Annotated in this window: 10 protein-coding genes and 1 tRNA gene; 6 read left to right on the top strand and 5 right to left on the bottom strand. The window is 49.5% G+C overall.

What is annotated here, in order from left to right:
• The first annotated feature begins 25 nt into the window (after positions 1-25).
• A complete protein-coding gene (fdhD, locus tag B3Z23_RS02460) occupies positions 26-880 on the top strand; it encodes a formate dehydrogenase accessory sulfurtransferase FdhD (protein WP_294901139.1) in 855 nt (284 codons plus the stop codon).
• Here the strand turns inward: fdhD and B3Z23_RS02455 are convergent.
• Positions 862-1641 (bottom strand): DeoR/GlpR family DNA-binding transcription regulator, encoded by a 780-nt coding sequence (locus tag B3Z23_RS02455; RefSeq protein WP_294901136.1) that lies wholly within the window; start codon positions 1639-1641, stop codon positions 862-864. The two genes, fdhD and B3Z23_RS02455, sit on opposite strands and share 19 nt — an antisense overlap.
• 187 nt (positions 1642-1828) lie before the next feature.
• Between B3Z23_RS02455 and B3Z23_RS02450 the strand changes: the two genes are divergently transcribed.
• The 3 genes from B3Z23_RS02450 (at position 1829) to B3Z23_RS02440 (ending at position 5291) form a co-directional block, all read left to right on the top strand.
• The gene (locus B3Z23_RS02450) at positions 1829-3169 is read left to right on the top strand and encodes an aspartate aminotransferase family protein (protein WP_294901133.1); all 1341 of its coding nucleotides are present in this window, start codon (positions 1829-1831) and stop codon (positions 3167-3169) included.
• 197 nt (positions 3170-3366) lie between these two features.
• A complete protein-coding gene (gene sodA, locus B3Z23_RS02445) occupies positions 3367-3984 on the top strand; it encodes a superoxide dismutase [Mn] (RefSeq protein ID WP_294901130.1) in 618 nt (205 codons plus the stop codon).
• Between the two features lie 362 nt (positions 3985-4346).
• A complete protein-coding gene (locus B3Z23_RS02440; protein ID WP_294901127.1) occupies positions 4347-5291 on the top strand; it encodes a VirK/YbjX family protein in 945 nt (314 codons plus the stop codon).
• Positions 5292-5306: 15 nt separating this feature from the next.
• Here the strand turns inward: B3Z23_RS02440 and B3Z23_RS02435 are convergent, their stop codons facing one another.
• The 4 genes from B3Z23_RS02435 to B3Z23_RS02420 all read right to left on the bottom strand — a co-directional run bounded on the left by B3Z23_RS02435 (position 5307) and on the right by B3Z23_RS02420 (position 8921).
• A complete protein-coding gene (locus B3Z23_RS02435) occupies positions 5307-5669 on the bottom strand; it encodes a YibL family ribosome-associated protein (RefSeq protein WP_294901122.1) in 363 nt (120 codons plus the stop codon).
• 154 nt (positions 5670-5823) lie between these two features.
• Entirely contained in the window at positions 5824-7095 is a 1272-nt protein-coding gene (locus tag B3Z23_RS02430) for an OprD family outer membrane porin (protein WP_294901119.1), read from the bottom strand.
• 377 nt (positions 7096-7472) lie between these two features.
• Complete coding sequence (locus B3Z23_RS02425) at positions 7473-8186, bottom strand: DUF3053 domain-containing protein (protein ID WP_038015497.1); 714 nt, start codon at positions 8184-8186, stop codon at positions 7473-7475.
• Positions 8187-8318: 132 nt separating this feature from the next.
• Positions 8319-8921, bottom strand: coding sequence for an HD domain-containing protein (locus tag B3Z23_RS02420; RefSeq protein ID WP_294901113.1), 603 nt, complete (start codon positions 8919-8921; stop codon positions 8319-8321).
• 239 nt (positions 8922-9160) lie between these two features.
• Here B3Z23_RS02420 and eptB point away from each other — a divergent pair, with 239 nt between their 5' ends.
• Positions 9161-10855 (top strand): kdo(2)-lipid A phosphoethanolamine 7''-transferase, encoded by a 1695-nt coding sequence (gene eptB / locus B3Z23_RS02415; protein ID WP_294901111.1) that lies wholly within the window; start codon positions 9161-9163, stop codon positions 10853-10855.
• 123 nt (positions 10856-10978) lie between these two features.
• A tRNA-Pro gene (locus B3Z23_RS02410) sits at positions 10979-11055 on the top strand.
• Positions 11056-11130: the final 75 nt, after the last annotated feature.

Here is an 11130-nt window from a genome sequence, read left to right as displayed (position 1 = left end):
GCAGTGAGGCCTGCGGAACCACCCTATGAATATTTCTTCTGCGAATTCTGGCGAAGAAGCATCGCCTATCGATGGGCTAACCACCCGTCAGGTCTGGACGCGTCAGGCCGTTGAGGATGGGCCTCACTCCGCATCCCGTCAGGACTGGCTGGCAGAAGAGGTGCCGGTAGCACTGGTCTATAACGGTATTTCTCATGTGGTCATGATGGCTACACCGCAACAGCTGGAAGCTTTTGCTGTGGGCTTCTCTCTTTCTGAAGGAATTATCAGTTCTCCGTCAGAAATTTATGGTATTGATGTCCTGCCGCAGTGCCAGGGAATTGAAGTCCATATTGAGCTTTCGACACGACGTTTTATGGCATTGAAAGAGCATCGCAGAGCGATGGCCGGCCGTACTGGCTGTGGGGTTTGCGGGGTGGAACAGCTTGAACAAATCGGTAAGCCGATTCCACCGTTGCCCTTTACCCGCCGTTTCAACCTTCAGGCGCTGGATAGCGGCCTGTCACAACTGTCTGACTTTCAGCCCATTGGACGTCAGACCGGTTGTACTCATGTGGCAGCCTGGATGGACGAGCAAGGGCAGTTAACCGGGGGCTGTGAAGATGTTGGCCGACATGTCGCGTTAGATAAGCTGCTTGGGCATCGCAGCCGGCAGGGTTGGCAGCAGGGAGCCGTCGTAGCCTCCAGCCGTGCCAGCTATGAGATGGTGCAAAAATCGGCGATGTGTGGCGTTGAAATTTTGTTTGCTGTGTCAGCAGCTACCTCGCTCGCTGTTGAGGTGGCAGAACGCTGCGGCCTGACGCTGGTGGGATTCAGCAAGCCAGGTCGTGCAATCATTTATAGCCATCCGCAACGCCTGTATCAGGCACACATCACCTGACTGAACGTCTGACTCAGCGCAGGCCAGGCATAATGCTGAGCTGCGGCACTATCAGAAATCAGTAATCCGATATCTGCAGGCTGGGCGTAGCAGTAACGGCTGGTGATCCCCAGTTTACTGTGGTCGGCCAGCAGGATGAGCTGTTTCGCCTGGCGGGCCATCGCGCCGGCAATTGCCGCTTCCGCCAGAGAAAAACTACTGGCACCTGTCAGGGCATCCACTCCGACCGGTGACAGCAGGGCCACATCTGCCTGGTAGCGGTGGATTTCGTTCACCGTGATCCCGCCATGAGTTTGTTGAGTTCCGGCTGACATGCTTCCCCCCAACAGAACCACTTCATGTTGCAGCTGATGTTCATTTTCCTCGGTTGCCGTCAGAACCAGTGCTGCCTGCAAGCTGTTGGTAATGATAGTGAGCCCGGACATGGTTCTGAGTTCGCGTGCCAGCAGGGTTGTGGTGCTGCCGGAGTCGAGGAATATCGTTTGTCCCGAATGTAACTGTTCTGTCGCGCAGCGGGCAATGCTGCGTTTTTCCTTTTCCCGCGCAGCATAACGTACAGGAAGTGGAGGTTCTGCGGGGGCATCTATCGCGACAATCCCGCCATGTACCCGGCGTGCCACTCCTTGTTCTTCCAGCGCGATAATGTCACGGCGGGCAGTTTCTCTCGAAACGCCCAGCTCATTGATAATGCGTTCAGTACTGACCTGATGATGAGTACTGATTAATGAGCGTATACGGTGTAATCGCGTTTCCTGCAACATAGGATTTCCTCAATGCAAACTGCGCCGGATGATAACAGTTGTCTCAGTGTAGCGCAGCCCCGGCTAACCTGTATGTGTATTTTGTTGCTTTTGTGTATTTAGTTGCATTTTTCTGAAAATCAGCGATGATGAGCCCAGAGATGATTTCTTCCCGGCTTTCCCACTGATTATTGCGACAGGAGTAATTATGGTCACTCGTTCTACCATCATGGATACCAACAGCTTTCGGGCGGAACATGCCGCCTCACTGGATGCGGATACCCGCCATCTGACCGACAAACGCAGTAAAGTGCTGGGTGACTCTTATCGCCTGTTTTATCGTAAACCCGTACACCTGGTGCGCGGTGAGGGCCAGTATCTGTGGGATGCCGCCGGGGATAAATACCTTGATGTGTATAACAACGTCGCCAGTATTGGCCACTGTCATCCGGCCGTGATTGAAGCGGTCACTCAGCAGATGAAGATGCTGAATACTCATACCCGCTATTTGCATGAAGCTATCCTCGATTACAGCGAGGCTCTGCTGGCCACGGCGCCGGCAGAAATTAATAAAGCGATGTATATGTGCACTGGTTCAGAGGCTAATGACCTGGCTATTCGTGTTGCCCGTTCATTTAGCGGGGGTACCGGTATTATAGTGACCAAAGAAGCCTATCATGGCACCAGTGATCTCACTTCCGGGGCATCACCGGCGCTGGGCAGTGGTCAGCCATTGGCGGCAACCACCCGGCTGGTGTCTCCCCCGGATGATTATCGTGTCGATGCCCCCGACCTTGGCGCCTGGTTTGCGGCCGAAATTCAGAAACAGATTGATGATATGGCAGCTCACGGGATCAAATTCGCCGGTTTTCTGGCTGACTCGATTTTTTCTTCGGATGGTGTGTTACCTAACCCGCGTGGTTTCCTGCAACAGGCTGTCGATGTGGTACACAAAAACGGCGGAATCTTTATTGCCGATGAAGTTCAGCCAGGCTTTGCCCGTACCGGTGATGCATTCTGGGGCTTTGGTCGCCATAGAGTAGTGCCGGACATTATTACCACCGGCAAACCGATGGGGAACGGTATTCCGGTCTCCGGACTGCTGGCGAAAAGTGATGTTCTGGCAGCATTCAGTGATGATATTCCTTACTTTAATACGTTCGGTGGTAATCCGGTGGCGATGGCAGCCGCACAGGCAGTGTTAAGGGTGATTGAGGAAGAGGGATTACAGGAACACAGTCGTGTGGTAGGGGCACAGCTGCTGGCTGAACTGCGTAAGCTGATGGACAGACACGAATGTATCGGGGATGTGCGTGGTGCCGGGCTGTTTATTGGCTTCGAGCTGGTGGAAGATCGTCACAGCAAGACCCCGGATAAAACACTGGCACTTAACCTGATCGAAAAATTGCGTGAGCATCATGTACTGACGTCTGTCGCCGGGCCTTACGGAAATGTGCTGAAACTGCGCCCACCACTGGCATTTCAGGTAGCAGATATTGACTGGCTGGTGGGGGCACTGGACAAGTCACTGACTGAACTTGGCCGCTGACAGGTAGCGTAGTTCTGAGAAACTGCTGAAATTGTGCTATTTCAGCAGCTTTTTTTTACCAGAAAACAATTCCTTAGTGACAATAATGCACTGATTCTCCTTTTCCCGATCAATTATTTAACTATAATATAAGCCAGTGCTTATACAGTACGTCCCTTCGGATGTGCTGTCCTTACATTAGAATGGAGAGGTTGAACATGAGTTATTCACTACCATCCCTGCCTTACGCTTATGACGCGCTGGAGCCGCATTTCGATAAGGAAACGATGGAAATCCATCACACCAAACATCACCAGACTTATGTTAATAATGCCAATGCAGCGCTGGAAGGTACTGAATTCGCTGGTCTGCCGGTAGAAGAACTGATCACTAAGCTGGATCAGGTTCCGGCGGATAAAAAAACCGCGCTGCGTAACAATGCCGGTGGCCACGCTAACCACAGCCTGTTCTGGAAAGGTCTGAAAACCGGGACTACCCTGCAGGGTGACCTGAAAGCTGCCATCGAGAAAGATTTTGGCAGCGTAGACAAATTCAAAGAAGAATTTGAAAAAGCGGCTGCAACCCGCTTTGGTTCCGGCTGGGCATGGCTGGTGAAAAAAGGTGACAAACTGGCGGTCGTTTCTACTGCTAACCAGGATAGCCCGCTGATGGGTGAAGCTGTCGCCGGTGTTTCCGGTTTCCCTATCCTGGGCCTGGATGTGTGGGAGCATGCTTATTACCTGAAATTCCAGAACAAACGTCCTGACTACATCAAAGCATTCTGGAACGTTGTTAACTGGGATGAAGCTGCAGCGCGTTTTGCTTCAGCAAAATAATCTGATGCGTTTCTGACGGTAATCTTACCGTCGGTCACTGAACCGGTAGCCTGCGTGCTGCCGGTTTTTTTATGCTGCCTATATCCGGCTAACTAAACGCTGGTTGCTTTTGTCCTGTGTAAAAGGTGTTAATCACCCCCCCCCCCCCCCCCCCNNGTTAATCCCCCCCCCCCCCCCCTCCTGCCTTACCGTAAACAGACTGCCTGTTAATGAAATGCCATCACTCCTTACGAAAAATAAACACAAGGTAAACGTCACTCATATTTTGCCTGGTCCCGGCTGATGACTGTTCATGATTGTACTTTCGTTGAATTTGCTTCAGTTAGGCTCAGGTGGATTGATTCCGGACTCCTGGCATTGTTATGTCTGAACTTATTAATGACTCACTGAAAAAAAATAACATCTCACTACTTTGGTCAGTGATCAGCGGCAAGTATCGCCCGGATAGGGCCTGGAGGAGCAAATCCTTCAGCCTTAAGTTTCTGCTGCGCTGCTGCTGTTATCCCGCGGTCAGCTACCGTTATCTGAATTCTCTGACCACACTGGAGTTATTTCCGTCGCTGCTTGAGCGGCAGGGATTGCTACCGGCGAAAATACATCGCCCTTATCTGAGTGCCGGATTAGGTGTCCGGCAACGCGCAGAGGCTATTGTCAGCCACTACCAGCTACTGTCGGGGCTGGAAAATCCACGCTTACGCCAATGGCTGACTCAACCGTCGGCCACCCCGTTGTTGCAATGGACAACTCAGGATGATCAACTATTTTGTCTGACCTGTGGCCCTGCCAGGTTTGATCGGGAAGGTGAGGTCATGTTATGCCTCTACTACCAGCAGCAGGTCGTGGCGATGATGACGTTTTCAGTGATCCAACTGAACGGTAAAAAAGTCCTGTTTATTGGCGGTTTACAGGGGCCAGGCAGCGAAGTCTCACCCGATATTATCCGTCAGGCAACCCGCGCCAGTTTTGGTGTGTTTCCGAAAAGATTGTTGATGGATGTGATTTTCTGGTTATCGGCGGCTGGAAAAATTGAAGGCATTCAGGCTGTCAGCGAAAAGAGCCATGTATTTCGCAGCCTGCGTTACCGCTACAGCAAGCAGGATAAGTTCTTTGCCAGCTACAGTGAATTCTGGGAAAGCCTGGGGGGCTGGCAAAACAGTGATGGGAATTACGATTTACCTTTGCAGGTGCTACGTAAACCTCTGGAAGAGGTCGCCAGTAAAAAACGGGCTGAATACCGGCGTCGTTATCAGTTGCTCAGTGAACTGCATCAGCAGTTTAACGACGCGCTGGCTATACCTCGCGGGTAGTCGTTGAGTGGCAGATCAGAAGGCCTTTTTAGCAAAACCGGTGACTTCATTCAGACCCATTTCACGGCCAAGTGCAGTCATCGGGTGGACAATAACAATTCCGCGGGCAGTTTTTTTCAGTGCTCCCAGATTTGCTTGCTCTTTCCTGGTGATAACCCGACGGAAGGGCAGTTTTTCCAGTTTTTGAGCCTCAGTGCTCAGTTTCTGCTCACGGACATTACGCAGACGGGTAATTTCAGTTTCCAGCGTCTGTATTTCCTGCTGAATTTCCCCCAGTTTTTCCATATCACCGGCTGTAATCAGTGCCTGTGATTTGTGGTTAAGCGCATCCAGCAGGTCGCTCAGACGTTTAATCTCAGCTTTTTCTTGTTCTTTCATCGTTGACTCCTGTTAATCAGCGGGCAAGGATACACCAAAATTCCAGAGGACTTAACCAGAACCGTCTGTCGGCTGGATATGATGCCATAGCTTAGCATGGACGTCGGGAGAATGGCCCCTTTATGCCAAATTGCATAAAGGGGCGAAGTCCGATTCAGAAGAAGCTGAACGGGTATTCTGCAAACACACGGATCTCGTTACCGCTGGTGTTGTAGTCAGCAGCATCTCCTGATACGCGCAGAATGGAGTAACGCAGTTTAAGTGTCAGATTTTTTGCTGCACCGCTCTGTACGGTGTACTGGATCTGATTAAACAGTTCATGTTCATGGCCATTGCTGGTCTGGCTGGTTTTAATATTGTCACCACGAACATAGGCGATGTTGTAGGCCAGTCCCGGGATTCCCAGGCCTGCAAAGTCGATGCCATAGGCAGCCTGCCAGGATCGCTCTCCTTTGCCATTAAAGTCTGACCAGTAGGAGTTGTCGAGCCAGATAGTGTTGCCGCCGTCACCGACGCCGCCCTGATCACGGTATCCGCCATACTGATAACCGGTACTACCGTCGCTCTGTTGATAAGCCAGTTTAAAGGTATGAACCCACCAGGTATAATTTGCCGCCAGGCTCCAGATAGTGTTACTACGTCCGGTATCAAGCTGGCTGGCATATTTCTTTGTTAAGCGGGAATTATAACCATTGAAATTAACTGCCAGAGATTGTTCGGCTGCCAGCGGTTGTTTATAACTCAGACCCAGATATTGTTTGTTAAGCGTTTGTTTGACGTTTGACGCGTAAAACGAGCCACTGAACTGATCGTTAAACTGGTAGCTGGCTCCTCCGAACGACAGACTTTTCAGGCCACTGTTATGTCGGTCATCACTTTTACGCTGTTCATCGGTCAGATAACCGGCATTCACTTCCAGTCCACGAATCTCTTTGGAGGTGATCATCGCTCCGGTGAAGGTTTCTGCCAGCAGGCGTGAATTATCGGCTGAGACTACCGGCAGCTCGGGGCGCTGAGTACCGTAGCTGATGACGGTATCAGAGATGCGCATTTTTGCTGTTGCGCCAAATTTTGCCAAATCAGATTTTGCTTTGCCGTCATGGCCCTGTTTAAAGAAATCGATACCGCCCGCACCGCTTCTGCCGCGACCACCATCCAGACGCACCGCATACTGGCCAATAGCATCAAAACCAAAACCCACAACCCCCCGGGTATAACCCGATTGCCAGCCAGCGATAAGGGCCTGGCCCCATTCGTCACGATCACGGACTCCCTGAGCTTTATAGTGACGGTTAATATAAGCATTACGTAACAGAACATCGAAATGGCTGTCGGCAATAAAACCGTTACTTTGTGATTGATCGCTCGCCAGAGCCGGGGCCATGCATAATATCCCACAAAGAATCACTGGTATTTCTTTTTTCACTTTTTAGTGTGCCTTTTTTTTTATAAAAATAGATCTATCTCTGGTGACCACATATTCCGCTGTCGTCATACCAAAGAAAATTATTGTGTAAGCTGATAGATTACCGCGAAGGATTTTATTACGCTTATAAATTAATTAACAGCCTTTTATCTGCCAACAGATATGGTTAACCCTCTGTTTAAATTACGGAAAACGCTCTTTTTGTTAAGACTAAGATAAAATATAAGGTGAACCGGTGAGTGTACAGAATGATTAATAATAAACTCCGGGAAATACGGATAATCATCCGGGTAATTTCGGATTATTTATTATCAGAAAAAACTCACTATTCAGGACAGACAAAAGACAGTCCCCGCGATAGCGGGGAGCTGGCAGTATTACTGAACGTTGCTGATGGCGGTTTTTAGCTGAACCAATACCGGGGCAGCACTGGCGATGTCTGCGACCAGAGTGTTGTACTGTTTCACCTGGTCCTGGGTCGCAAATTGAACATTGTTGTTAGCAAAACTCACACTGTTGTTTTGTGCCTGCAGGAAATCACCGGTATCGATAACGGAGCGGCTAAGGGCCTGCAGTTGTGGCAGTAATGGCAGCACACTATTGGCCGGCTGAGTGACTACTTTGGCATAGGCGGCGTCATAGGTTTTTTGCAGGTCGGCAGGTAACTTCAGTGATGACTTACTGCTGTCGGCCAGATTGCGGGCATTTTGTACCTGCTGAGTGACTACATTCAGGGCTCCTGCGGCCTGACGCAGGGTGTCACGGTGTGACTGATAGTCGGCAGGCACCTTAATTGCCGATAATTCATCGGTGACCGGGCGGATACCGTCGTTAATCGCCTTATTAAGCTGCTGAGAAAAACCATAGAGGATGGCATAGTCGCCGGCAAAATTGCCGAAGTTTTTTTTCTGATTTTCACTCAGCGTGGGTAGCTGTGAACCACTGCGCATGACTGTATTTTGCAGAAAATCACTGAATGCCTTGCTTTGCCCGGCTTCTTTATCACCGCAGCCTGCAAGCTGGAAAACCATAATCACTGTGGCCAGCAGTATTCCGGACTGCTTCGCAACACGTAAAATGCCTGACGCCATAAGGAACGGACTCCTGTTATTCGACGACCTGTAATATTTACAGGCAGAGAGACCACAAGGATAGTGCAAAGCACAGCTCCCGCCAACGGGGAATTGGGCAGAAAAAGTGCGGCATATCATCTTTCTGTCTTATCAACCGGTCAGCGGGCCGGACAGATATTTTTCCGCCTGATGTGTAAACCAACTGGCGGGCATATTGTAGGGGGGCTGGCATAACCGGGCAATGGCGTGGCTTATCTGTGTCTCGGCCTGTTGCCAGAGCCCCGGATCTCCGTCGCGCAGTAACTCTATCTGTATCTGCTTTTCTACCAGATATACCGGGGCAAATTCCGGATCGTTATCGACTATATCTTTTGTGTTATCAATGATATCTGCCAGTTTTATGGTTTGTGCTTTGGCGCAGGCTTTGGCTGTGTGCTGCAGATGGCGTTGTTTTTTTTGTAGCCGGGTGTCATTTTCGGAAGTCTGAGGATTGGTGAGCATTGCTACCAGAACGGCGACTTCCTGGCCGAATAGCTGTTGTAACTGGCCAAAAGTTGTCGGGGTATCTTCCAGAGTATCATGCAGCCAGGCCGCTGCCAGCATTGCCTCATCAGCTCCTGTATGACGAATCAGTTCGGCGACTGCCTGGGGATGTACTATATAGGGAGCATTACTGTATTTGCGTTTCTGATCTGCCTGATGGTGAACCTGGCGGGCAAACAACTTTGCTTTTTCTTCCAGTGAATAATGCATAGGTCCTCTCCAGGCCGTTATTTATAATCTGACTATAGAATGCCGGCCACAGATTCAGCAAGTGGAGAATAATAGTTTTTAGTATCAGACGAATGGATAATATTAAGTTTATTTAATTTTTAGTGTATTCAGGAATATTCCGTATGTTTCATAATATTTAAAGTTATGTCGAACTCCGGGAGGGATTCGGACTCTGAGTTAAATATAATTTCTCACGTCCGATATTCCGGAATTTAATAATGAATAAAATCAAGTTGTTAACTCACAGCCAGCTCTCCTGGATATTGGCAGTATATATCGGACTATTACTTAACTGGTCGGTTTTTAATCGCAGGTTTCAGGGGCTATGGTTATGGTCAGACGGCCACTGGCTGAAATGGTCATCTGCGGCAGCCGAAATAGTCGCTGCACTACTCACCAGCTTTGTTATTTTTCGGATGTTATCGTTGGGTGGTAAGTTGTTTTTCCGGATCTCTGCTTCACTGGTGGTAGTGATATCCGTGGCGTCGGCATATTACATGATGGTCTTTAATGTGGTTATCGGTTACGGGATTATTGCCTCGGTACTCACGACGGATACTGACCTTTCGAAAGAGGTGGTGGGATATTATTTTTATCTGTGGCTGGTTTTTGCCAGTGCCGGGCCACTGTGGTTGATATGGTACGGTCGGCTGGAAGGAAATTTATTAGCACAAGTGACCAGCCGCAGGCAATGTTTTCGGGCACTGGCGGGACTGGTGGTCTGTATTGCAATGGTATGGCTGCCGTTACGTTTGCTGGATCAACAGTACAAGCACCGTGAACATCAAACCAATGTTGATCTTCCCAGCTATGGCGGAATGGTGGCGCACTCTTATCTTCCGGTGAACTGGTTGACTGCTACCGGATTGTTTGGCTGGTCAAAACTGGATGAAGAGTTATCCGGCGATAATCTGTTTGACCCAGCCCGCCATTTTACCTATCAGGCGCCGAAAGGTATTGATGATACCTATGTTGTCTTTGTTATCGGTGAGACGACCCGTTGGGATCACATGGGACTGTTAGGCTATCAAAGGAATACCACACCACTTCTGTCGAAAGAAAAAAATCTGGTGGCTTTTAAAGGTGAATCCTGTGATACCGCGACCAAGCTGTCATTACGTTGTATGTTTGTCCGGGAAGGGGGGGCTGCTAATGACCCGGGCAGAACCTTAAAAGAACAAAATGTATTCGCGGTGATGAAGAAACTGGGGTTTAGCTCCGATCTGTATGCCATGCAAAGTGAAATCTGGTTCTATGGGCTGACCGACGTCAATAATATGGCTTTCCGCGAGCAGATAGGTTCTGAGCCGGTTAATAATGGTAAGCCGGTAGATGATTTGTTATTGCTTCCGAAATTACAGCAGTCCTTACAGGCACATCCGCAGGGACATCATCTGGTGATACTGCATACTAAAGGTTCTCATTATCTCTATTCGCAACGTTATCCACGGAGTTTTGCCGTATATAAGCCCGAATGCCTCGGTATCGATGATTCTTGTTCAAAAGAACAATTGATTAATTCATTCGATAATTCAATACGTTATGTAGACTATATGCTCGAAGGGGTATTGAATCAGTTGCGGGATAAGAAGGCTATCGTGTTTTATGTGGCAGATCATGGGGAGTCAATCAGTAGCAATACTCATTTCCATGGAACTCCCCGTGAGATGGCACCCGCTGAGCAATTCCGCGTGCCTGTACTGGTGTGGGCTTCTGACAAGTATCTGGTGGATGATGCTAACCGTCAGAGGTTTACATTACTTCAGCAACAGGCGAAAGACGGTATTATTCTCCGTCACCGGGAGTTATATGACTCGTTGCTGGGTTGCCTGGGATACACGTCACCGGATGGTGGCATTAATCCGAAGAATAACTGGTGCCGCCAGTCATCCGTTGATAAATCAGTCAGATAGTCCTGAGCTCATATGTGCTGATAATAAATGGTGGGGCTGACGGCTGCTTTTTAGTCAATCAGCGGCTGATTTGCTAAAAAGCGGTTGACGCTATCTGAGTGCGGCAGTAATATTCGCCCCCATCGGCGAGTAGCGCAGCTTGGTAGCGCAACTGGTTTGGGACCAGTGGGTCGGAGGTTCGAATCCTCTCTCGCCGACCATTTTCAAGGAAACCCGCTTTTAGCGGGTTTATTTACGTCCGGAGTTTAAAGAGGATGAGAACCTCCGAAGGAGGT

The sequence above is a fragment of the Tatumella sp. UBA2305 genome, assembly GCF_002345795.1.
In the GTDB taxonomy this organism is placed as follows: domain Bacteria; phylum Pseudomonadota; class Gammaproteobacteria; order Enterobacterales; family Enterobacteriaceae; genus Tatumella; species Tatumella morbirosei.
Note: the sequence above shows the minus strand (reverse complement) of the source record. Positions and strands in the feature narration are given on the sequence as shown.

Bases quoted from the DNA above. Each gene is read 5' to 3' on its own strand.
- fdhD (WP_294901139.1), top strand. From the start codon at position 26: ATGAATATTTCTTCTGCGAATTCTGGCGAAGAAGCATCGCCTATCGAT.
- B3Z23_RS02455 (WP_294901136.1), bottom strand. From the start codon at position 1,641: ATGTTGCAGGAAACGCGATTACACCGTATACGCTCATTAATCAGTACT.
- B3Z23_RS02450 (WP_294901133.1), top strand. From the start codon at position 1,829: ATGGTCACTCGTTCTACCATCATGGATACCAACAGCTTTCGGGCGGAA.
- sodA (WP_294901130.1), top strand. From the start codon at position 3,367: ATGAGTTATTCACTACCATCCCTGCCTTACGCTTATGACGCGCTGGAG.
- B3Z23_RS02440 (WP_294901127.1), top strand. From the start codon at position 4,347: ATGTCTGAACTTATTAATGACTCACTGAAAAAAAATAACATCTCACTA.
- B3Z23_RS02435 (WP_294901122.1), bottom strand. From the start codon at position 5,669: ATGAAAGAACAAGAAAAAGCTGAGATTAAACGTCTGAGCGACCTGCTG.
- B3Z23_RS02425 (WP_038015497.1), bottom strand. From the start codon at position 8,186: ATGGCGTCAGGCATTTTACGTGTTGCGAAGCAGTCCGGAATACTGCTG.
- B3Z23_RS02420 (WP_294901113.1), bottom strand. From the start codon at position 8,921: ATGCATTATTCACTGGAAGAAAAAGCAAAGTTGTTTGCCCGCCAGGTT.
- eptB (WP_294901111.1), top strand. From the start codon at position 9,161: ATGAATAAAATCAAGTTGTTAACTCACAGCCAGCTCTCCTGGATATTG.